This window comes from Terrabacter sp. RAF57 (assembly GCF_052113925.1).
GTDB lineage: Bacteria > Actinomycetota > Actinomycetes > Actinomycetales > Dermatophilaceae > Terrabacter.
The window spans coordinates 32,237-54,063 of sequence record NZ_JBFRDT010000029.1; the positions used below are offsets into that span (position 1 = coordinate 32,237).

Annotated in this window: 16 protein-coding genes and 1 pseudogene; 9 read left to right on the forward strand and 8 right to left on the reverse strand. The window is 71.3% G+C overall.

Going from position 1 to position 21,827, the window contains the following annotated elements; translation table 11 throughout:
• The first annotated feature begins 125 nt into the window (after positions 1–125).
• From AB4Y83_RS21100 to AB4Y83_RS21115, 4 genes are all read left to right on the forward strand, one after another.
• Complete coding sequence (locus AB4Y83_RS21100; RefSeq protein ID WP_442275877.1) at positions 126–1,094, forward strand: ABC transporter ATP-binding protein; 969 nt, start codon at positions 126–128, stop codon at positions 1,092–1,094.
• Positions 1,091–2,140: an ABC transporter permease subunit gene (locus tag AB4Y83_RS21105; protein ID WP_442298069.1), complete on the forward strand. Its 1,050-nt coding sequence runs from the start codon at positions 1,091–1,093 to the stop codon at positions 2,138–2,140. The genes AB4Y83_RS21100 and AB4Y83_RS21105 overlap by 4 nt, the downstream gene beginning before the upstream one ends.
• Before the next feature lie 122 nt (positions 2,141–2,262).
• On the forward strand, positions 2,263–3,288 hold the full coding sequence (gene lipA, locus AB4Y83_RS21110) for a lipoyl synthase (protein WP_442298070.1): 1,026 nt from the start codon (positions 2,263–2,265) through the stop codon (positions 3,286–3,288).
• 5 nt (positions 3,289–3,293) lie between these two features.
• Positions 3,294–4,028, forward strand: coding sequence for a DUF4191 domain-containing protein (locus AB4Y83_RS21115; RefSeq protein WP_442298071.1), 735 nt, complete (start codon positions 3,294–3,296; stop codon positions 4,026–4,028).
• A gap of 117 nt (positions 4,029–4,145) precedes the next feature.
• Here the strand turns inward: AB4Y83_RS21115 and AB4Y83_RS21120 are convergent.
• A pseudogene (locus AB4Y83_RS21120) lies at positions 4,146–4,586 on the reverse strand (RDD family protein); the annotation flags it as partial.
• A 147-nt stretch (positions 4,587–4,733) separates the two neighbouring features.
• On the opposite strand from AB4Y83_RS21120, the gene glnA (AB4Y83_RS21125) reads away from it, so the two are divergent.
• Together glnA (AB4Y83_RS21125) and AB4Y83_RS21130 are read left to right on the forward strand one after the other, a co-directional pair.
• Entirely contained in the window at positions 4,734–6,158 is a 1,425-nt protein-coding gene (glnA, locus tag AB4Y83_RS21125) for a type I glutamate--ammonia ligase (protein ID WP_020145414.1), read from the forward strand.
• Positions 6,159–6,596: 438 nt separating this feature from the next.
• A complete protein-coding gene (locus AB4Y83_RS21130; protein ID WP_442298072.1) occupies positions 6,597–7,727 on the forward strand; it encodes a glycosyltransferase family 87 protein in 1,131 nt (376 codons plus the stop codon).
• Positions 7,728–7,952: 225 nt separating this feature from the next.
• Here the strand turns inward: AB4Y83_RS21130 and AB4Y83_RS21135 are convergent, their stop codons facing one another.
• The 4 genes from AB4Y83_RS21135 to AB4Y83_RS21150 all read right to left on the reverse strand — a co-directional run bounded on the left by AB4Y83_RS21135 (position 7,953) and on the right by AB4Y83_RS21150 (position 12,582).
• The gene (locus tag AB4Y83_RS21135) at positions 7,953–8,192 is read right to left on the reverse strand and encodes a hypothetical protein (protein ID WP_442275871.1); all 240 of its coding nucleotides are present in this window, start codon (positions 8,190–8,192) and stop codon (positions 7,953–7,955) included.
• Positions 8,189–8,917 (reverse strand): DUF2306 domain-containing protein, encoded by a 729-nt coding sequence (locus tag AB4Y83_RS21140; protein ID WP_442298073.1) that lies wholly within the window; start codon positions 8,915–8,917, stop codon positions 8,189–8,191. Before AB4Y83_RS21140 ends, AB4Y83_RS21135 begins: the two co-directional genes overlap by 4 nt.
• The gene (locus AB4Y83_RS21145; RefSeq protein ID WP_442298074.1) at positions 8,914–9,618 is read right to left on the reverse strand and encodes a hypothetical protein; all 705 of its coding nucleotides are present in this window, start codon (positions 9,616–9,618) and stop codon (positions 8,914–8,916) included. Before AB4Y83_RS21145 ends, AB4Y83_RS21140 begins: the two co-directional genes overlap by 4 nt.
• A 108-nt stretch (positions 9,619–9,726) precedes the next feature.
• Positions 9,727–12,582 carry a LuxR C-terminal-related transcriptional regulator gene (locus AB4Y83_RS21150; RefSeq protein WP_442298075.1) on the reverse strand — a complete coding sequence of 952 codons (2,856 nt, stop codon included), beginning with the start codon at positions 12,580–12,582 and terminating at the stop codon, positions 9,727–9,729.
• Positions 12,583–12,699: 117 nt separating this feature from the next.
• Here AB4Y83_RS21150 and AB4Y83_RS21155 point away from each other — a divergent pair, with 117 nt between their 5' ends.
• The 3 genes from AB4Y83_RS21155 (at position 12,700) to AB4Y83_RS21165 (ending at position 15,954) form a co-directional block, all read left to right on the forward strand.
• Positions 12,700–13,143 (forward strand): DUF1810 domain-containing protein, encoded by a 444-nt coding sequence (locus AB4Y83_RS21155; RefSeq protein WP_442275867.1) that lies wholly within the window; start codon positions 12,700–12,702, stop codon positions 13,141–13,143.
• Positions 13,140–14,648 carry an MFS transporter gene (locus AB4Y83_RS21160; protein ID WP_442298076.1) on the forward strand — a complete coding sequence of 503 codons (1,509 nt, stop codon included), beginning with the start codon at positions 13,140–13,142 and terminating at the stop codon, positions 14,646–14,648. Before AB4Y83_RS21155 ends, AB4Y83_RS21160 begins: the two co-directional genes overlap by 4 nt.
• A 316-nt stretch (positions 14,649–14,964) precedes the next feature.
• Positions 14,965–15,954, forward strand: a complete 990-nt coding sequence (locus AB4Y83_RS21165; RefSeq protein WP_442298077.1) for a peptidoglycan-binding domain-containing protein — start codon at positions 14,965–14,967, stop codon at positions 15,952–15,954.
• A 66-nt stretch (positions 15,955–16,020) separates the two neighbouring features.
• On the opposite strand, the gene AB4Y83_RS21170 is transcribed toward AB4Y83_RS21165, so the two are convergent.
• The 3 genes from AB4Y83_RS21170 to glnA (AB4Y83_RS21180) are packed head-to-tail and all read right to left on the reverse strand — an operon-like array spanning position 16,021 to position 21,705.
• Positions 16,021–17,289, reverse strand: coding sequence for an MFS transporter (locus tag AB4Y83_RS21170; protein WP_442275864.1), 1,269 nt, complete (start codon positions 17,287–17,289; stop codon positions 16,021–16,023).
• Complete coding sequence (locus AB4Y83_RS21175; protein ID WP_442298078.1) at positions 17,286–20,318, reverse strand: bifunctional [glutamine synthetase] adenylyltransferase/[glutamine synthetase]-adenylyl-L-tyrosine phosphorylase; 3,033 nt, start codon at positions 20,316–20,318, stop codon at positions 17,286–17,288. Before AB4Y83_RS21175 ends, AB4Y83_RS21170 begins: the two co-directional genes overlap by 4 nt.
• A 49-nt stretch (positions 20,319–20,367) precedes the next feature.
• Positions 20,368–21,705, reverse strand: a complete 1,338-nt coding sequence (gene glnA / locus AB4Y83_RS21180) for a type I glutamate--ammonia ligase (RefSeq protein ID WP_056758289.1) — start codon at positions 21,703–21,705, stop codon at positions 20,368–20,370.
• Positions 21,706–21,827: the final 122 nt, after the last annotated feature.

The window sequence follows — 21,827 nt, forward strand, 5'->3', positions numbered from 1 at the left end:
CCCGTCCCGGCGTCTCCTGGCCCGGCCCGAGACCGTATGCCGTGTCGTGCCCGGCGGGTCCGCGCGCGGTCCGTCGGGCCCACCCCTAGGGTGTCGACCACCAACCGGTCGAACCAGGGGGATCGATGGACGTCGCCGTCCGCACCGTCAACCTACGCAAGACGTACCTGAGCCGAGGGTCGAGACGCGTCGCCGTCACCGGCTTGTCGATGGCCGTGCCCCTCGGGGGCGTTCACGGCTTCCTGGGGCCGAACGGCTCCGGCAAGACGACGACGATCCGGATGCTGCTCGGCCTCGTGCGCGCCGACTCCGGCACCGCCGAGGTCTTCGGCGAGGCGGTGCCCAAGCGGCTGCCGCACGTCGTCGACCGGGTCGGGGCGATCGTCGAGTCACCGAAGTTCTTCCCGGCGTTCACCGCCCGCCAGAACCTCACCCTGCTCGCGAGCGCGATCGGCAGCCCACGCCACCGCGTCGACGAGGTCCTCGAGGCGACGCACCTCGGCGACCGCGGTCGCGACCGGTACTCCGGCTTCTCGCTCGGCATGAAGCAGCGCCTCGCCATCGCGGCGACGCTGCTCAAGGACCCCGACCTGCTCATCTTCGACGAGCCCACCAACGGACTCGACCCCGCCGGGATCCGCGAGGTGCGCGACACGATGCGGACGCTCGGCGAACAGGGCAAGACGGTGCTCGTCAGCTCGCACATCCTCGCCGAGGTCGAGCAGGTCGCCGACACGGTCTCGATCATCGGGCACGGGTCGCTGCTCGCCGAGGGGCGCGTCAGCGACATCCTCGGCGGCGCGGGCGCCGGCACCGCGCAGGTGCGGGTCGGAGTCGCCTCCCCGGACCGAGCCGCCGAGGTGCTGACCGCCGACGGCTTCACCCTGACCCGCGACGACGCCTACCTCGTCGTCGGGACCGACGACCCGTCTGCCGTCACCCGGTCGCTCGCCGGGCACGGCCTCTACGTCGCCGAGCTCGTGCCGGTGCGCCCGGACCTCGAGTCCGCCTTCCTCGCCCTCACCGCCGACGAGGGCCTCGGCACCGACGCCGACCGGGCTGCGGGCGGACGACGGAGCGGTGGTGCTGCATGAGCAGCACGCTCGTCTCCCCCGACTCCCGCCCCCGCGCCRACCGGCGGCCGAAGGGCACGTCGTTCGCCGGACTCGTCGGCGTCGAGCTGCGCCGTCTGTGGTGGCGCCGCCTGACCAAGGTGGTCGTGGCCGCCGTCGTCGTCTTCATCGGCGCGACGGTCTACAACGCCTACAACGAGAGCTCGCCCGAGCGCATCGCCCAGCAGCTCGACAGCTACCGGATCATGCAGCAGGAGGCACCGCGCATGGTCGAGGAGTGCCACAAGCAGGAGGCCATCGAGCGCGACCGCAGCGGTGACCCGACGCTCGACTTCGGATGCGACCAGCAGGGCCAGGCCCCGACGCTCGAGCAGATGGGCCTCGCGCTCCCCCTGGCCGACACGATCACGGAGGGCATCGCCAAGACCATCGCCCTGCTGCTCGCCTTCGTGGCACTGCTCCTCGGAGCGAGCTTCGTCGGGGCCGAGTTCTCCACCGGCTCGATGGGCCTGTGGCTCACCTTCCAGCCCCGCCGACTGCGCGTCGCCGCCAGCAAGCTCACGGCGGCAGCTGCCGGCGGCGTCGCCATCGCCGTCCTGGGCCTGGTCCTGGCCAACCTCGGTGCCCGCATGGTCGCCGTCGTCAACCGACCCGGATCGGACCTCAAGCTGCCTCCAGCGCCGGCCCTCGAGGAGCCACTCGCGGTGCTCGGCCTGCGCATCGTCGCGCTGGCACTGGGCGCCGGAGTCGTCGGGGCGGCGCTCGGGCTGCTCCTGCGGCACACGGCCGCGATCATCGGGGCCGTGCTCGGCTTCGCCGTGGTCGTCGAGGGCATCGTCGTGCAGGCGTTCCTGCAGGGTCGGCTCCAGCCGTGGTCGGTCCTGAAGAACATCGAGGCGTTCATCGACCGGGGCACCACGTACCTCGCGGAGTCCTGCGGGCCCTCGTCGTGCGACTACACCGAGCGGACCCTCAGCTACACGCACGGCTGGGTCTTCCTGCTCGTCGTCGCCCTTGCGGTCGTGCTCGCGGGGGTCGCCGCCTTCCGGCGCCGCGACGTCACCTGACGCACGGGCGCGCCTGCCCCCGGACCGGCCACCCGGCATACGCCCTCGACGAGGGTGGTCCGGGACGGTCCGTGGGGAGGCGTAACCTGTGCGGAGCAGCAAATCCCGACCAAGGAGCCCGTGTGTCTGTCGTTCCCGACGGCCGTCGTCTGCTGCGCGTCGAGGCGCGCAACGCCGAGACCCCCATCGAGCGCAAGCCGTCCTGGATCAGGACCACCGCGAAGATGGGGCCCGAGTACACCGCCCTGCACTCGATGGTGAAGTCCGAGGGCCTGCACACGGTGTGCCAGGAAGCCGCCTGTCCCAACATCTTCGAGTGCTGGGAGGACAAGGAGGCCACCTTCCTCATCGGAGGTGACGTCTGCACCCGGCGCTGCGACTTCTGCGACATCGCGACGGGTCGCCCGACCACCCTCGACCTCGACGAGCCGCGACGCGTGGCCGAGTCGGTCGCTCAGATGGGCCTGCGCTACTCGACGGTGACCGGTGTCGCCCGCGACGACCAGCCCGACGGCGCCGCCGGCCTCTACGCCGAGACGATCCGCCAGATCCACCTGCTCAACCCCAACACCGGCGTCGAGATCCTCCCGCCCGACTTCGGCGCCAAGCCCGAGCTCGTCGGTCAGGTCTTCGACGCCCGGCCCGAGGTCTTCGCGCACAACCTCGAGACGGTGCCGCGCATCTTCAGGCGGATCCGTCCCGCCTTCACCTACGAGAAGTCGCTGGGCGTCCTGAGCATGGCGCGTGAGGCCGAGCTCGTCACGAAGAGCAACCTCATCCTCGGCATGGGCGAGACCGACACCGAGATCGAGGAGGCCATCCGCGACCTGCACGACGCCGGCTGCGACATCCTCACGATCACGCAGTACCTCCGGCCCTCGAAGCTGCACCACCCGATCGACCGGTGGGTCAAGCCCGAGGAGTTCGTCCACTGGTCAGAGGTCGCCGAGGAGATGGGCTTCAAGGGCGTCATGGCGGGTCCGCTCGTGCGTTCGTCGTACCGCGCCGGGCGTCTCTGGGCCACCGCGATGCGCAAGTGGGGACGCGAGATCCCCGCTCACCTGTCGCACCTGGCCGAGGCCGCCGGCTCCCCCGCCCGCCAGGAGGCGGCGTCGTTGGTGGCCCGCGCCCAGAGCGCCGTATCCTGAGCACCATGGCACGCAACAAGGACGGCGACGCGAGCAGCGCGCCCCAGGAGAAGAAGCAGGGACGACTGTCCCAGATCCGTGACGTCTACCGGGTCTCCAAGCAGGCTGACCCGCTCATCGGCTGGTTCATGCTGCTGTCGTTCCTCGTCGTCTTCGGGGTGCTGCTCGTCATCGGCTTCCTCGTCAAGCTGCCGTGGATCTTCGGCATCTTCGGGGTGCTCTTCGGCGTCCTCGCCGCGACGATCATCATGAGCCGCCGGGCCRAGCGGGCCGCCTACAGCCAGATCGAGGGCCAGGCCGGTGCCGCCGGCGCGGCGCTCACCTCGATCCGTCGCGGTTGGTACACCGACCGTGAGCCCGTCGCCGCCGACGTGGCGCGTCCCGGCGACATCAACTCCGCCGCCATGGTCTACCGCGCGCTGGGCCGCCCCGGCGTCGTCCTCGTCGGCGAGGGCCCCACGAGCCGCGTCCAGAAGCTGCTCGCCACCGAGAAGAAGCGTGTCGAGCGGGTCGCCCCCGGTGTCCCCGTCACGACGATGCGCGTCGGCTCGGGCGAGAACGAGGTCCCGCTGCCCAAGCTCGCGAGCAAGGTCCAGCGCCTCAAGCCGCAGATCACCAAGGACGAGATGGCGCTCGTCAACAAGCGCCTCAAGGCCCTCGGTGGCCTGCGCGCTCCGCTCCCGCCCGGCGTCGACCCCATGCGCGCCCGCATGGACCGGAAGGCCCTGCGCGGCAAGTGATCCCGGCCGCCACGGCGGCATGACCCAGCAGCATGCGGAAGGGCCGGGTGCAGGGGTACCGGCCCGCAGTCCCCGGCCGTCGCGGTCCCAGACCACGGCGGGCAGGAAGAGGCACAGCAGGACGGTGCGGGCGATCGCCTGGAGCGGCAGGACGCGGTCGCCGACCAGCGAGCGCACCTGCAGGCCCATGATCCGGTGACCGATCGTGAAGCCCACTGTGCCGACGAGCACGAGGTGCACGACGCCGAACACGGCGAGCACGACGAAACCCTGGGCCCCGGACGCCGGCGGCTGCGAGAACGGCAGCGGCACGCCGAAGAGGCCCCGGGCGATCAACGAGGCGATGGTCCAGTCGACGAGCACGCCCGCGAACCGGATGCCGAAGCCGGCCACCGAGCCGGGTCCACTCGGCGGCAGGCCGAGGTCGCGACCTCGGTACTGCCCCTCGGCGTTCGTACGCGCCCGCGGGCCCTCGAGCCACGAGCCGAAATCCTTGCGGTCCACCACGGGTCCAGCGTAACGAGACACGGCTCGGGCTCTTTGCCCGGGCCTGTCCATCCGTAACACCCGTGAAACATGAGGGTCATTGCCGAGAAATCGGCAGTCGATAGTGTCGACACCGACAGCACGAGGCCGTCCCTCGATCCCTGCCGCTCCGCGGAGCCCAGGACCGGGCGACGACCTCGCCCCACATCAGGAGGTTGGATGTTCAGCTCAGCTGACGAGGTCCTCACGTTCATCAAGGACGAGGACGTCAAGTTCGTCGACATTCGGTTCTGCGATCTGCCCGGTGTCATGCAGCACTTCAACGTGCCGGCTGAGTCGGTCGACGAGGACTTCTTCACCGTTGGTCAGATGTTCGACGGGTCCTCGATCCGCGGCTTCCAGGCGATCCACGAGTCCGACATGAAGCTCGTGCCCGACCCCGCCACGGCCTTCATCGACCCGTACCGCGCCGAGAAGACGCTGGTCATGAACTTCTCGATCCTCGACCCCTTCACGGACGAGCGCTACAGCCGCGACCCGCGCAACATCGCGAGCAAGGCCGAGGAGTACCTCAAGTCCACCGGCATCGCCGACACCGCCTACTTCGGTGCCGAGGCCGAGTTCTACATCTTCGACGACGTCCGCTTCGAGACCAAGCAGAACGCGTCGTACTACTACCTCGACTCCATCGAGGCCGCGTGGAACACCGGTCGTGTCGAGGAGGGCGGCAACAAGGGCTACAAGACCCGCTACAAGGGTGGCTACTTCCCCGTCTCCCCCGTCGACCACTTCGCCGACTTCCGTGACAAGATCTGCCTCGACCTCAAGGAGGTCGGTCTCAACGTCGAGCGCAGCCACCACGAGGTCGGCACCGCGGGCCAGATGGAGATCAACTACCGCTTCAACACGCTGCTCCACTCCGGCGACGACCTCATGAAGTTCAAGTACGTCGTCAAGAACTCCGCGTGGAAGCAGGGCCACACCGCGACCTTCATGCCGAAGCCGCTCTTCGGTGACAACGGCTCTGGCATGCACACGCACCAGTCGCTCTGGAAGGACGGCGAGCCCCTCTTCTACGACGAGCGTGGCTACGGCGGTCTGTCCGACCTCGCGCGCTGGTACATCGGCGGCCTGCTCAAGCACGCCCCGTCGCTGCTCGCCTTCACGAACCCGACGGTGAACTCGTACCACCGCCTGGTCCCCGGCTACGAGGCCCCGGTCAACCTCGTCTACTCCGCCCGCAACCGCTCGGCCTGCGTCCGCATCCCGATCACGGGGACGTCGCCGAAGGCCAAGCGCATCGAGTTCCGCGTTCCCGACCCGTCGGCGAACCCGTACCTCTGCTTCGCCGCCCAGCTCATGGCCGGCCTCGACGGCATCAAGAACCGCATCGAGCCGCCGGAGCCGGTCGACAAGGACCTCTACGAGCTGCCGCCCGAGGAGCACGCCGCGATCCAGCAGGTGCCCGGCTCGCTCCCCGAGGTGCTCGACGCGCTCGAGGCCGACCACGACTACCTCCTCGAGGGCGACGTGTTCACGCAGGACCTCATCGAGGCCTGGGTCGAGTACAAGCGCAAGAACGAGGTGGACCCGATCCGCTTCCGTCCGCACCCGCACGAGTTCGAGATGTACTTCGACATCTGAGTGACCTCACACGCCCGGCGTGTGTGGAGAGGCCTTCGTGGTGCCCGACGTGGCTCTCGCGGAGGCCTCTCCGCATGTCGTGGGACGCGCCTCCGAACCCGCCACGTGCCCCGAGACCTCCGGTGGTGGTGGCCGACTCGAAGCTCATCACGGCTCATCACGGCTCATCAGGGCGCCCACGCCCAGCAAGCCCATAGGATCGCGCTTGAACGTGCTGATGCGACAGCACAGGCTGGGCTCACGTCCCCTACGACTGCTTCGGCGGGGCCAGCCCAGCCGCACCTGCATCGAGAGGACGCCATGGTCGGGGGCTTCGGCAGGACAACGGTGCCTCGCCCCCTCCCCCACCCGTCGATTCCAGCAAGGCAGCTCGTCTCGGCGATGTGGGTACTGGTCTCTCTTGTCACCATCTCGCTCTCCGTCGTTCGCTTCCGCGCCGTGGACCTCACCGTCGTCGGGACGGATCTGGGCTACTTTCTTGACGCGGCACGGGACGCCGTGTCTGGGGGCAGCGTCTACGAGGGCCCCTTCTACGTCTACTCGCCTCTCGTCGCGTGGTTCCTCCGCCCTCTCGCATGGTCTCCGGACGCCTTCGCCTGGTGGACTGTCCTGGGCATCGTCGCCTGTCTCGTCGCCGTGGCAGCGACCGTCTGGGCGCTGGCTCCGACGTTGTCGTCGTGGGAGCGTCCGCTGGTGGCGCTGGTCGGCGTCCTGACTGCCCTCGGGGACTCAGGCCTCGGGGTCGAGCTCGCTCTCGGCCAGACGGACACGATTGTCCTCGCCGTGACGGCTGTCGCATTGCTCCTCTACCGACGCGGACGACCGGGACTGTCCGGAGCCGTGTTGGCGCTGGCGGCGCTCGTCAAGACCTGGCCCGTGGTCTTCGTGATGTGGCTCCTGCGTGCCGGCGCCAGAGGCCGAGCCAGATCGCTGCTTGGCTACCTCGGGCTGCTCACCGGTTGTGCCCTGCTGGTGGCGCTCGTCACCGGCCCCGGTGAGGTCGTGCGGTGGATCGAGCGCACCCACGCCATGAGCGACCAGAAGTTCATCGTCTGGTCCGCGTGGGGCGTGGGGACTGAACTGTTCACCGACCGGGGCAACTTCATCCCGATCGTCGTGTCGACCGACCTCGCGCGAGCGACCGACGTCGCGCTCGCCGCGCTCGTGATTGCTGCCCTCGTCCTCGTCCTCCGCAGACCTGCTGAGTCCGCGCTCTCCCTCTGGCACATCGTGATGGGTGCGGTGCTCCTGCTCCCGGTTTCGCACGACCAGTACCGCGTTCTCTTCCTGCCGTTGATCTGGGTGTGGTTCGCGTCCGCCTTGCGGACCAGGGGAGACGTTCCAGCAGTCGCAGCGTTCTTGGTGATGATGCTGCGCTGGGCGATGCCGTGGCTGCTCGCCCCGCTCGGTGTCGACGACCGTTGGAAGTTCCTCGCGATCATGCTGACCGACATCACCGCTCTGTGCGTATCGGTCGTGGTCGCAGCCTGGTTCATGCATCGCGGCGGTCCTGCTGCGCAGGTGGCACCCGCGACGAGACACGCGAAGAACGAACGTCCGGCCGCCTGACGGCGAGGGCGACGTCTACACGCAGGACCTCGTCGAGGCCTGGGTCGAGCACAAGCGCAAGAACGAGGTGGACCGGTCCGCTTCCGTCCGCACCCGCACGAGCTCGAGATGTACGTCGACATCTGAGCCGTCCCGGCAGCACCCGCCGATCGCCCTGTGGGAGAGGCACTCTCGGAACGCGGGTCCCTACGGGGACCCGGGTTTCCCGTGCTCAGGTCGCCCGCATCACCGGCGGTCGATGCTCCCCGGCTCGTGACCCAGGGCGCACAGGGACAGCAGGGTGACGTCGAGGTCGCCCAGCCGGGCCAGGACGGCGTGCAGCCGGGAATGGTCGAGGACAGGACCGCAGAGGGTCGTCGTCCCGTCGTCGTGACAGGTGATCGCCAGGCCGCCGAGCCACCCCGACCAGTGGCCGTCGAGGTGCCCCTCGACCCGGATCTCGTAGACGACGGTCCGGTCGGTCACGACGACAGACCCGTGGCCGCGACGGACGGACGTCCGCCCCGTCGGGTGGTGGGGGCGGGCGCCGTGCGGCGGATGACCCACTCGGCCACGGCGAGGTTGATGACCCACCCGGCGGCCTTGGCGAGGTCGCCCTTCGCCCCACCGGTGCCGAACAGGGCGCCACCGATGCCCTCGGTGAACATCTGCGTCCCGGCGGCGAGCGCGATGGCGTACGCGCGGATCATCCAGGCTCGGTGATGCGGCACGTCGCCGCGGCGGATGGCCGTGATCCCGAGGACCAGGCACGCGACCATGGCCGACCCGAAGGCCAGCCTGAGGACGTACAGCAGGTCGCCCGTGCCCGGCTTCGCGGCATACAGCAGGGTCATCCACAACGCCGACCCGGCAACGAGCACGCCCACGCCGGTGACGACGCGACCGGCGCGGCAGTGCCAGGCGGGGTGCCGGCGCCGGAGGCCGGGCACGACCTGGAGAGCCCCGACGACGGCGTAGACGGCGGCCCCCACGACGTGGAGGACGAGCGGGGCCGGCGCGTCGGCGAAGCGGCGGTCCGCCGGGACGACCTGGGCGACGCCCCCGAGCTGGGCCAGCCGCAGGGCACCGGCCGCGAGCGGGACGGCCGACAGGCCGATCATCGCCACCGGACCGCCCCAGCCGGCGGACCTCGCCCGTCGGCCGGGCCGGCGCCGGGCGATCCGGCGCCGGCCCACCACGTCGTCGGTCATCGGACGGCGCTGGCAACGGCGGGCACGGCTGCGTCGGACGAGCTCGCATCGGCAGACGTGGTGGCGGCGGATGTCTGGGTCGCGTTGCGCCACAGGGAGACTCCGAGGCCGATGAGGGCGACCCCGGTCGGGACGGCCATCGGCCGCTCGAACGAGTGGGGCAGGACGGACAGCAGCACGGTGGCGCCGCAGCCGACGGCGAGCAGGGCGGCCGCCCAGCGAGCCAGGACCCGTGCCCGGAACAGGGCGACGCCGAGGGTCACCCCTCCGCCGACGTACGCGACGGCCGAAACGAGGAACACGCCCTGCATGAGCCCGATGTCGCCGACGGGGTGCCCTCCACTCGCGGCGACGAGCACGTCGTCCACGTAGCGGGGCGCCGTGTCCGCCAGGGTCGGCAGGACGTATGCCGCCACGAACGCGACGCTGCCCATGACGAGGAAGCCGACCGCTGAGAGGACCCAGCCGACGAGGCCGAGCCAGCCCGTCTGCCGCACCTGGCGCAGGTACATCCCGGTGACGCCGCCGAGCGCGAGGGCGCTGAGGACCACCTTCGCGGTGTTGCGCAGGACCCACTCGGTGCTCCCGACGGAGGACACGTCCATGGCTGGGTGGTTGACCTGGACCCCGATGAAGAGGAGTCCGGCGACCGCGGCGGCACCGCCGGCGGCACGGGTGAGGCTGGTGGTCGTGATGGTCATGTCGGGCTCCCGGTGAGTGGGGCCGGACGGCGTGTCCGGCGATGTCCACGACGCTAGGGACGCCGAGGGTGAGCCCACATCACCTGATCGGGTGACCGGGGTGGTGACCTAGAGCAGGCCGGACGCGTGCGCCCGGGAGACCGCCGCCCGGCGCGTGGAGACGTCGAGCTTGGTGAAGATGTGCTTGGTGTGCGTGCGCAGCGTGTTGACCGAGACGAACAGTCGCGCCGCGATCTCGGGACCGCTGAGATCGGTGGCGAGCAGGCGTAGCACCTCGAGCTCGCGGCTGCTGAGCCCCGAGTGGAGCCCCGGATGGAGGCCCGGCCGGAGGCCGGAGTCCGGCTGCGCGGGAGCATTCGTGTCACCGTCGGCCGCCGACGCGGCCAGGTGGACCAGGTCGAGCACCGCGGGCGACGCATCGACCCCAGCAGCCTGGATGGACCGGAGCAGCTCCTGCAGCGCCGGGCCTTCGTCGAGGAAGAGCCGGACGTAGCCGACAGGGACACCACGACTCACGGCGCGGTCGAGGTCCGCCACGGCGCGGTCGAGGTCACCGGACACGTGGTGGGCGAGCGCACGGACGAGGAGCGCCTCGACGACCGTGCCGTCGCGTCGTGCCAGCTCGCCCGCGGCGAGCACGCGCGTCGCCACATCGACAGCACCCCCGCCCGCACCCCGCCTCGAGTCGGCTTCGACGCCCGGGCCGGCCGAGCTCGGCTGGGCGGCGCGGGCCTGCGCGACGAGCAGTCGGGCGAGCGTGAGCTGGTCGAACTCCGCGAGGTAGGAGGGCTCGTCCACGCAGGTGACGCCGCAGGCACGGACCCAGCTCTCGGCCTCCGGCAGTCGGCCCTGGGCGACCCGGAGGCGCGCGATCTCGGCGGCGATGGGACGCACGTCGGGGAAGAAGCCGGCCACGTAGAGCGGTTCGGCCTGCTGCAGCATCTCCATCGCGCCGTCGAGGTCCCCGCGCGCCCGGAGCAGACCGGCCATCGTCGTGAACCACCGGTGCCGGTTCTCGGGCAGGGATGCCCTCTCGCCGAGGTCACGCGCGACCTCGAGGTGGTGCTGCGCCGCGTCGAGCTCACCGTGCTCGCGAAGCACCTCGGCCAGGCCGACGTGCACGTCACCCACCGTCGCCGGCAGCCGACCGAGGTGTCGCGCCGCGGTCTCGAGCGCGTCCTCGTAGAGCCGACGCGCCTCGTCAGGACGACCTCTCGCCACCCACATGGCGCCGAGCACGATGACGGCGCCGAGCTCGTCGGCCAGCGCTCCAGCCGCAGCGAGGCTGCGCCGCGCGTCGTTGAAGGTGTGGACGGCGGTGACGAGGTCACCGGCCGCCCACGCTGCGAGGCCGAGGAAGCCGGAGGCTCCGGCTCGGGCGAGGTGGTCGCGATCGCCCGCCAGCTCGAGCGCCCGCCGCGCGTGCGCGACCGTGCCCGCGACGTCGCCGCGGGCCTGGGCGACCGAGGCCCGGTAGATCTCGATCGTCGCCGGTACGCTCCTGCGCTCCTCGTCGCGGGCCCGCGCGGCCTCGGCGAGGGCTGAGGCCGGGATCGGTTCCCGACCGTGGCCAGCATCCTCGCCAGCCCGGCCACCCTGGCCGGCCTCGGCAGCATCGAGCCAGGCCTCGACGCCGTCGAGGTCACCGACGGACAGCCGCGACCACGCCCGGGCGGTCGCGAGCAGGGGTCGACGACCGACGACGTCGTCGGGAAGCGCCGTGAGCCACTGCAGCAGGGTCCGGTCCTGGCGGCGCCGGCGCAGCTCCGGCAGTGCCAGCTCCAGCAGCTCCGCGGCCTGCTCGGCGTCGCCGCCTGCGATCGCGTGCCGGATGGCGTCGGCCACGAGCCCCTGGCCGGCGTACCACGTACTGGCCGTCCGGTGCTGCCCTGCGGTCTCGCCGGGTCGCTCGGTGGCGAGACCCGCGCGCAGGGTGTCGGCGAACAGGTGGTGGTAGCGGTACCACTGCCGGTGGTCGTCGAGCGGCACGACGAAGACGTTGCCGCGTTCGAGCAGCTCGAGCGAACGCTGGCCGTCCTCACGCCCGGTCAGCGCATCGCACAACGGCGCGGTGAGGGCGTCGAGCACCGCCGTGTCGAGCAGGAAGGAGCGCAAGTCGTCGGGCAGCCCGGCCAGCACCTCCTCGACGAGGTAGTCGAGGACCAGCCGGTGGCTGCCGCTGAAGGCGTCGACGAAGGCGTCCATGTCCTCGGGGTCGGTGCGTCCCCGGGCCGAGAGGGCCGCGAGCTGCAGGCCGGCCGCCCATCCCTCGGTCCGCGCCTCGAGCCGGGTGACGTGCCGTCGCTGGAGGTCGAGCCCCATGACGTCATGGAAGAAGTCCCGCGCCTCCTCGGGCGTGAAGCGGAGGTCAGCAGCACGCAGCTCGAGGACCTCGCCGCGGGCGCGCAGCCGCGACAGCCGCAGTGGAGGGTCGGCGCGCGTGGTGATGGCCAGGGTGGCCCGGTGCGGCAGCCGGTCGACGAGCGACGTCACCAGAGCGTGCACGTCCGGGTCGGTGATGACGTGGTAGTCGTCGAGCACGATCACGGTCCGGGCGGTGTCGGACAGGGCGGCGACGATCTCGATCAGCGGCTCGTCGTCCGTCCCGACATGGCCCGGATCCTCCGGCGCCGACGGTGTGGAGGTCACGTCGCCGGACGACGCGGCAGCGAGAGCCGCGCCGAGGTGGGCCAGGAACCGGAACGGGTCGTCGTCGCCGCCGTCGAGGGAGAGCCAGGCGACCCTCCCGGCGAAGCCACCCCCAGACCCGTCCGGACCATCAACGTCCTGCTGGGCGAGCCACTGGGCCATGAGGGTGGTCTTGCCGAATCCGGCTGGCGCACATACGAGCACGAGCCTGGGGAGTGATGCCCCGGGCAGGTCGAGCCGGTCGGTCAGGCGTCGGCGCGGAACGAGGGGCCGACGGGCCCTCGGGACGTGCAGCTTCGTGCCCAGCACCGGCATGTCACCACCCTAGGCGCGCAGGCCGGGCGACACGGAGCCCGCGCCGGGCGTACGCGTCGCGGTCAGACCCTGGACAGGGTGTCGTCTCGGGTGGGCCTCACGGGTACGACCCAGTACATGACCGACGACTCTCCCGACCTCGAGCGCTTCGTCCGCGCCCAGGATGCGGGCGGCACCTACGCCAGCGCCCTGACCGAGCTGCGGGCCGGCACCAAACGCGGTCACTGGATGTGGTTCGTCCTTCCCCAGGTCAGCGGGCTCGGCAGGAGCGAGACCGCCCGGACGTATGCCGTGTCGGGTCTTCGCGAGGCGCGCGCCTACCTGCGCCACCCGATCCTCGGACCTCGGCTGCGCGAGTGCGCGGACGCGCTCGATGCCCTCGACACCGACGACCCCGTGCGCGTGCTGGGTCCTGTCGACGCGACGAAGCTGCGCTCGTCGATGACTCTTTTCGAGCTGGCGGCCCGCGACCCGGAGGACGCCGCGCCCTTCGCTCGCGTGCTCGATCACTTCTTCGAAGGCCGCCGCGACGAGGCGACGACGGGGATCCTCGGCTCGTGAACGACGACGTCGAGGCCCGCGTCGCCACGCACGAGACCGGCCCTGAGGCGGCACCCGGGGCCAGCGGGCGCGCACCGGCCACCGAGCCCGACCCGCGGCGCTGGAAGGCCCTGTGGGTGTGCCTCGTGGCCGGCTTCATGACCCTCCTCGACGTCAGCATCGTCAACGTCGCCCTCCCCTCGATCCAGTCCGGGGTGCACGCCACGCCCAGCGACCTGCAGTGGGTCGTCTCGGGCTACGCCCTCGCGTTCGGCCTGACGCTCGTCCCCGCAGGACGCCTCGGTGACGTCCTCGGCCGGCGCACCGTGTTCGTCGTCGGCGTCGTCCTCTTCGGGCTCGCGAGCCTCGCCTGCGGGATCGCCCCGAACAGCACCCTGCTCATCGTCTTCAGGCTGGTCCAGGGTGCGGCCGGCGGCATCCTCAACCCGCAGGTCTCGGGCCTGATCCAGCAGCTGTTCCGTGGCGACGAGCGTGGCCGCGCCTTCGGCCTGCTCGGCGCGACCATCGGCATCTCGACGGCCGTGGGTCCCGTCGTCGGCGGGGTCATCCTCGACGGTCTGGGCGAGCAGAGCGGCTGGCGGTGGATCTTCTTCGTCAACCTGCCGATCGCCGTGGCAGCGGTGCTGCTCGCCATGCGCTGGCTGCCCGATCCCCCGCCTCGCGACCCCCAGCGGCATGTCGACGCCGACCCGCTCGGCGTCGTGCTGCTCGGCGCCGGCGTGCTCGGCGTCCTGCTGCCCGTCGTCGAGACGGGGCGTGGCGGCGCGGGCGTCCCGTGGTGGGTGGCCCTCGTCGGCGCGGCCCTCCTCGCCGCCTTCCTCTGGTGGGAGCGCACGTACACCCGGCGCGGCCAGAGCCCTCTCGTCGACCTGGCCCTCTTCCACGTGCCCGGCTACGCCTCTGGTGCAGCGGTCGGCAGCATCTACTTCGGTGGCTTCACCGGCATCTTCTTCGTGCTGACGATCTTCTTCCAGCAGCAGCTGGGCTACTCTCCCCTGCTCGCGGGGCTGGCCGTCACCCCCTTCGCCGCCGGGTCGGCCGTGACCTCCGCGATCGGCGGGCGCCTCGTCAGCCGATTCGGGCGCTCGCTCGTGACCGGTGGGCTCACCGTGGTGCTCGTGGGTCTCGTCGCGGTGGACGTCGTCACCAGTGCAGTCCACGACACCTCGCTCGGCTGGTGGCTCGCCGGCCCCCTGCTCGTCGCGGGCCTCGGCAGCGGTCTGGTCATCTCCCCCAACATCACGCTCACGGTCGCCCGGGTCCCGGTCGATCGAGCCGGCACCGCAGGAGGGCTCCTCCAGACCGGGCAGCGCATCGGCACCGCAGCCGGGATCGCCCTCGTCGGGGCCGTCTTCTACGCGGACGCCGGCGCCGGCGGCGCGCTCGACGCGTCGACCGCACTCCGCGTCGCTGCCGCTCTCGTCGCAGTCGCGCTGCTCGCCAGCGCCCTCGACCTGCGTGGGCGCCGGCGACGCGCACGCACGGAGACCCACCCCGGACGATAGGACCCGCCCTCGGACTCCGGCCCCGTCCGACCCGCCCGGGCGACCTCGACCGGCGACCTCAGCCGGCGACCTCAGCCGGCGCTTGATATCGCAAGACGGACGTACGTCTCGTGATCGACACGGCGTGTTGCGTCAGCGACTATTCGCGTTGACTCGGTAGTAATCGGACAAATGGGTTAAATTGTCACACCCGCGTTCGCAGGTTCCCTGACGGCCTCTCTCCACGCGCACGGGATCACAACCCAACACCCCTCGCGCCCTGCCACCCTGCCTCGGCCCGGGTGGATCCCACCGATCCCCGTCTCGGAGACCCACCATGAAACACCCCGTCCTTCCTCGACGCCTGCGGGCGCTCGGTCTGCTCGTGGCAGCCGTCGCGTCGCTCGCCATCGTGTCCACCGTGGCCCCGTCGGCCACGGCCGGCGGCGGCGCCGTCGCGGTGCCCCCGACCCCGGCCGGCCTCCCGGTCGCGATCGAGGGCCTGTCGCCCTACGTCCCCCCGACCGGCTGCGACCTGCGCACCCGGACCGGCTCCGCGAAGCTCGCCAAGCTGATCCAGGTGACCTACGGCAACACGTACGGCCTCTCGCGCACCTGCACGTCGGCGACGACGCCCTCCTCGGAACACTTCGACGGACGCGCCATCGACACCTTCTTCAACGTGCGCAACGCCACCGAGCGCGCCGAGGCCAGTGCCGTGCTGACGTGGCTGCTCGCCTACGACAAGGCCGGCAACCGCTACGCCAACGCGCGACGCCTCGGCGTCATGTACATCATCTGGAACGACAAGATGTGGAGCTCCTACCGCCCGGCGGAGGGATGGCGCCCGTACAGCACCTGCGCCGACACGCCCTCCTCGGCGTACGACACCGCTTGTCACCGCAACCACATCCACCTCAGCCTCTCGTGGGAGGGCGCGAACGGTCGAACCTCCTTCTGGACCAAGACGGTCGCCCCGGTCGACTGGGGCCCCTGCCGCCCTGCCGACCTCAACTGGTCCGAGGGTCAGGCAGCCCCCAACCCGAAGCGCTGCACCAGCTACCCCGTCGTCAAGGCTCCGGCCGGAGCGAGCACCCTGCTCAAACAGCTCGTCCCGCGCTCGGGCATGGTCCTGCGTCCCGGCATGTCGGGACCTGCCGTGACCACGCTGCAGAATGCCATCGGAGTGTCACCGGCGACCGGGACCTTCGCCTCCGTGACGACGAGTCGCCTCAAGACGTGGCAGACCACGCACGGACTCGGGGCCACGGGCATCGCCTACCCGTCGACGTGGCGGGCACTGCTCGCCGCCAACGGCATGCGCTGACGCGATGGCCCGCGTTTGCGGGCAGCTCGCCGGACCTGCTCCGGTGCTGACGTCCTCTCGCGTCGCTCAGGCGGCGCGGGAGGACGTCGTCGCGTAGGCGGAGTCGACGGCCGAGCGGACCCGGCTGTGGGGCCACGTCGCGGCGATGAGGGCGACGAGGGCCAGACACACGCCGGCACAGATGGTGACGGCGAGGTAGGCGCTCGAGTGCTGTCCGACCCAGCCGGCCGCGAGGTAGGACAGGCCCGCGGCCGCGATCGAGACCGACCCGGCCAGGCTGAAGATGCGACCCCGCAGGGCCGGCTCGGTCACGAGGGCGAACGTCGCCTGCAGGGGCACCATGAAGGCCTGCATCATCCCGGACACGAAGAACAGGGCCGCGACGAGCCAGATCGGTGGCTCGACGGCGATCAGCAGGAGCGGGATCGGCATGGCCAGGGCCAGCGGCACGATGGAACGGTTCTGCTGGTGCACGTCGCGCCGCCCGATGAGGACGATGCCGACGACGGCCCCCACGATCGGGGAGGCCATGAGGACACCACCCCAACCGTTCTGGCCGGCGATCGGCAGGGCCAGTGCCTCGGGCGCGACGATACCGAGGCAGGCGACGGCGCTCAGCGTCACGAGTCGTGCGAGGACCGGGTGCCTGGCCAGGTCGCCCGCGGCGGTCGTCAGGTCGCGCGTGAAGCCACGCAGACCACGGCCCCGCTCGCCCGACACGGGCCGCAGCTCGACGACGAAGAGGGTCACGAGTGCCGCGGCGACGAACGTCAGCAGGTCGAAGAGCAGCCCCGTCTGGGGACCGACGAGCACGATGAGGCCGCCGCCGAGGGCCAGTCCGATCGCCTGGTTGAACTGCTCGGACATCGCCCCCAGTCCCACGGCCCGCGCGTAGAGATGCCGGTCCTCGAAGAGGTCTGTCACGAGCACCATGTAGGAGGCGGTCGACGCCCCGCCGACGAGCTCGAGCCCGAAGAGCACGAGGAACATGAGCCAGTAGTTCGCCCCCTGAAGGACGAGCCACATGAGACCCAGCACGCACGCGGCCCGCAGCAGGTGCGACCAGATGAGGACCCACTTGTAGGGGAACCGGTCGACGACCGGTCCGATGAGGCTGCGCCCGAAGAAGGTGGGCACGAGGCTGACCGCGAGCGTCGTGGCGGTCGCGAGCGGCGACTTGGTGCGCTCGTAGACGACGGCAGCGATCGTGACGCGCGCGATGTAGTCGCCCCACATCGACAGGGCGTTGGCCAGGAACACCGGCAGGTACCGCGGAACGCGGAGGACGGCGGCGTACGTCGGCGCGCTCTCGCCCTGCCCCTGGCTCGGATTCACGTGACGACGCTACCCCGAGGTGGGGTGTCGTAAAAGTTGAAATCAGTGGCGTGCCTGGAGCGTCGCGCGACCCGGCGCCACAGCTCGGCGAGCGCCGCTCCCTCGCCCGCTGACCGACCCATGATCCGGCCGATCCCGTCGAGGTCACGCAGGTCCGACGGGACGCTGTCGATGGGTCTCCCCCGCCACAGGACGCCCGCGTTGCGCATCAGTGCTCCGAGACGCCAGGCCTCGCGCAGCGCCTTGACGTCGTCGGTCGCGACGAACCCCTCGGACTCGAGCGCCGCCAGCCCCGCCATGGTGCCGGTGACCCGCAGCGCCGGGTGCGCGTGGGCGTGCTCGAGCTGGTGCAGCTGGACGACCCACTCGACGTCCGTGAGGCCACCACGGCCCAGCTTGATGTGGGTGCGCGGGTCGGCCCCGCGCGGCAGGCGTTCGCTCTCGACCCTCGCCTTGAGGGTCCGGATGTCACGCACCTGGCTGTCGCTGATGCCGCCCTCCGGCCAGCGCAGCGGGTCGATGAGCTCGAGGAAGGCGTCGGCGAGGGACGACGGGCCGGCGATCGGGGTGGCCCGCAGCAGCGCCTGGAACTCCCACGTGAGCGCCCAGCGCTCGTAGTACGTGCGGAACGAGTCGACGCTGCGCACGAGCGGTCCGCCCTTGCCCTCGGGGCGCAGGTCGGCGTCGAGCCCGAGCCCCGGGTCGGGACCCGAGCCGGAGAGGAGCTTGCGCAGCTCCTGCACGACCATCGTCGCGCGAGCCTGGACGTCCTTCTCCGACGACCCGGGGTGCGGCTGGTGCACGAACATGACGTCGGCGTCGCTGGCGTAGCCGAGCTCCCGCCCGCCGAGGCTGCCCATCGCCACGACGAGGATGTCGCCGCCGACGGGCTCACCCTCGCGCCGCTCGACCTCACGGATGGACGCCTCGAGGGCGACCTGGATCGTCGAACCGGTGAGGTCGGTCAGGGCCACCCCGACGCCGGGAAGGTCGATGACGCCGACGAGGTCACCCATGACGATGCGGAGCAGCTCGTGGCGGCGGATGGCGCGCACCGCGCCCACCGCGTCGGCGGCCGAGTCGCGCCGTCCGGCCGCGGACTGCATCGTCGCCGTGATCGCCTCACGCGTGCGCGGCGTCAGGCCGTTGTCGTCCCCGAGGATCGAGACGCTCTCGGGCGAGCGCACGAGCAGGTCCGCGGCATACCGGCTGCGCGCCAGGCAGTGCGCGAGGCGGTCGGCGGCGCGGCCCTCGTCACGGAGCATCTTGAGGTACCAGTGCGTCGAGCCGAGCTCGTCGGAGACCCGGCGGAAGGACAGCAGCCCGGCGTCGGGGTCGGCCTCGTCGGCGAACCAGCCGAGCATGACCGGGAGCAGCGTGCGCTGGATCGCCGCGCGACGGCTGACGCCCGTCGTCAGCGCCTCGATGTGGCGCAGGGCGCCTGCCGGGTCGCGGAAGCCGAGGGCGAGGAGGCGCTGTCGGGCCGCCTCGGGGCTCAGACGTGCCTCGGTCGGGCTGAGCTTCGCGGCGGCAGCGAGCAGCGGCCGGTAGAAGAGTCGTTCGTGGAGCCGGCGCACCTCGCGGGCCGAGGCCTGACGGTCGGCCACGACCGCCCGCTCCGGGTGCGTCCGGTGTCCCATGGCACGACCCAGCCGGCGCAGGTCTGCCTCGGTCACCGGCATGAGGTGCGTGCGCCGGAGGCGATGGAGCTGGATGCGGTGCTCGAGGCAGCGCAGGTGGCGGTAGGCGCGGTCGAGGATGGCGGCGTCGTCGCGGCCGACGTAGCCTCCGCGGGCCAGCGCCGCCAGCGCCTCGAGGGTCGTCGCGGACCGCAGGCTCGGGTCGGTGCGGCCGTGCACGAGCTGGAGCAGCTGGACGCTGAACTCGACGTCGCGCAGACCCCCGGGCCCGAGCTTGAGCTGGCGCGCCGCCTCGTTGGCGGGCACGTGCTGCTCGACCCGGCGGCGCATCGCCTGGACGTCCTCGACGAACTTGTCCCGCCCGGCCGCCTCCCACACCATCGGTGAGATCTCCGCCTTGTAGCGCAGCCCGATCTCCTTGTCCCCCGCCGAGACCCAGGCCTTGAGCAGCGCCTGGAACTCCCACGTCTTGGCCCAGCGCTCGTAGTACGCCTTGTGGCTGCTGATGCTCCGCACGAGCGGCCCCTGCTTGCCCTCGGGGCGCAGTGCGGCGTCGACGGGCCACAGGCTGCCCTCGGGCGTGGGGGTCGAGCACGCGCGCATGACGGCCGTCGCGAGCGCAGTGCCGACTCGCAGCGCGAGGTCCTCGTCGGCGCCCTCGGCCGGCTCGGCGACGAAGATGACGTCGACGTCGCTGACGTAGTTGAGCTCACCACCGCCCGTCTTGCCCATCCCGATGACGGCGAGACGGCATACCTCGTGGCCCGCGCCGTACTCCTCCCGTGCGATGACGAGGGCAGCCTCGAGGGCCGCCTCGGCCAGCTCGGCGAGGGCCTCGCCGACGGCGGGCATCTCGGCGAGCGGGTCTGAGGCCGTGACGTCGAGGGCGGCGATCCGCAACAGCCCCCGGCGGTACGCGATGCGCAGGGCGTCGAGCGGCGTGAGCTCCCCCCGCTCGTCGGTCACCGCGCGCACGAGGTCGCTGCGCACCTGCTCACCCGGGCGTCGCTCGGCACGCGAGGCGTCGACCCAGTGCTCGGGGTGCCGGACCAGCTCGTCGACGAGGGCCGTCGAGGCACCGAGCACCCCGAGGACACGCTCGCGCCCGACGCCCGGGGCCGCGAGCTCGGCCGCGAAAGCGGAGATGCCCCAGTCGGGCGGGTCCCCGAGACGGGCGAGGGACTCCGCGACCCGCACCAGCCCGAGCAGGCACTGGTCGGGGTCCGCGGTGTCACCCATGACGGCGGCCAGGGGGTCGAGCTGGCCGTCCTCGACAGCCGCGCGGATCGGCAGCAGCGCGCGGTCGTCGATGAGCCCGACCGCGCGGTCGGGGTCGGCGAACCCGAGCCGGGCGAGGGCCCCCTCGGTCGTGCTGGTGCGTGATGACATCGGTGTCGAATCGCTCGGTGGTCGTCGGTCCCAGGAGGGACGGGTCCGGTCAGAGCCGCGGCAGGTAGCGGTCGAGCTCGAAGCGGCTGACCTCGTGACGGTAGTCGAGCCACTCCTGGCGCTTGTTGCGCAGGAAGAAGTCGAAGACGTGCTCGCCGAGGACGTCGGCGACGAGCTCGCTCTCCTCCATGACCTCGAGCGCCCGACCGAGCGAGGACGGCAACGGCTTGATGCCCATGGCCCGGCGCTCGGAATCGGTGAGGCTCCAGACGTCGTCCTCGGTCTCGGGCGGAAGCTCGTAGCCCTCCTCGATGCCCTTGAGGCCGGCGCCGAGCAGGACGGCGAAGGCGAGGTAGGGGTTGCAGGCCGCGTCGAGCGAGCGGACCTCGACGCGCGTCGACTGTCCCTTGTTCGGCTTGTGCATCGGCACGCGSACGAGCGCSGAGCGGTTGTTGTGACCCCACGTGAGGTGGGCCGGGGCTTCTCCCCCGCCCCAGAGACGCTTGTACGAGTTGACCCACTGGTTCGTCACGGCGGCGATCTCGGCGCCGTGGCGCAGCAGGCCCGCGATGAACTGCCGACCCACCTTGCTCAGCTGGTAGGGCGCGCCGGCCTCGAAGAAGGCGTTGGAGTCGCCCTCGAAGAGCGAGAGGTGCGTGTGCATCCCGGACCCGGGGTGCTCGGAGAACGGCTTGGGCATGAAGGTCGCGTAGATCCCCTGCGTCAGGGCGACCTCCTTGACGACCGTCCGGAAGGTCTGGATGTTGTCGGCCGTGCTGAGCGCGTCGGCATAGCGAAGATCGATCTCGTTCTGGCCGGGCGCCCCCTCGTGGTGGCTGAACTCGACCGAGATACCCATGTTCTCGAGCATCGTGATGGCGGCGCGACGGAAGTCGTGGCCGGTGCCGTGCGGCACGTGGTCGAAGTAGCCGGCGTCGTCGACGGGGACGGGTCGACCGTCGGGACCACGTCCCTGCTCGAGGAGGAAGAACTCGATCTCGGGGTGGGTGTAGAAGGTGAAACCGAGGTCTGCGGCCTTGCCGAGGGCCCGCTGGAGCACGTGCCGCGGGTCGGCGAAGCTCGGTGTGCCGTCAGGCAGCTGGAGGTCGCAGAACATGCGTGCCGTGCCGGGCGGGTCACCGCGCCAGGGCAGGATCTGGAACGTCGACGGGTCGGGCTTGGCCAGCATGTCGGCCTCGTAGACGCGAGCGAATCCCTCGATCGCCGAACCGTCGAAGCCGATGCCCTCGGCGAAGGCCCCCTCGAGCTCGGCCGGCGCGACCGCAACCGACTTCAAGGTTCCGAGGACGTCCGTGAACCACAGACGGACGAACCGGATGTCTCGCTCTTCGATCGTGCGCAGCACGAACTCTTCCTGACGGTTCATGTGTCGATCCTGCCGCATGGCTGTTTCACGGATGTTGCGAGACACGATCTTTGGGACGAGAGCCCTGTCGTATGCCGCCGGGCGGGCACGCGAAGGGCCCCCGGGACGCGTCCCGGGGGCCC

What these genes read in the sequence shown, in the direction of transcription:
- AB4Y83_RS21100 (WP_442275877.1), top strand. Translation starts at nt 126, where the DNA reads ATGGACGTCGCCGTCCGCACCGTCAACCTACGCAAGACGTACCTGAGC.
- glnA (WP_020145414.1), top strand. Translation starts at nt 4,734, where the DNA reads ATGTTCAGCTCAGCTGACGAGGTCCTCACGTTCATCAAGGACGAGGAC.
- AB4Y83_RS21140 (WP_442298073.1), bottom strand. Translation starts at nt 8,917, where the DNA reads ATGACCGACGACGTGGTGGGCCGGCGCCGGATCGCCCGGCGCCGGCCC.
- AB4Y83_RS21145 (WP_442298074.1), bottom strand. Translation starts at nt 9,618, where the DNA reads ATGACCATCACGACCACCAGCCTCACCCGTGCCGCCGGCGGTGCCGCC.
- AB4Y83_RS21150 (WP_442298075.1), bottom strand. Translation starts at nt 12,582, where the DNA reads ATGCCGGTGCTGGGCACGAAGCTGCACGTCCCGAGGGCCCGTCGGCCC.
- AB4Y83_RS21155 (WP_442275867.1), top strand. Translation starts at nt 12,700, where the DNA reads ATGACCGACGACTCTCCCGACCTCGAGCGCTTCGTCCGCGCCCAGGAT.
- AB4Y83_RS21165 (WP_442298077.1), top strand. Translation starts at nt 14,965, where the DNA reads ATGAAACACCCCGTCCTTCCTCGACGCCTGCGGGCGCTCGGTCTGCTC.
- AB4Y83_RS21175 (WP_442298078.1), bottom strand. Translation starts at nt 20,318, where the DNA reads ATGTCATCACGCACCAGCACGACCGAGGGGGCCCTCGCCCGGCTCGGG.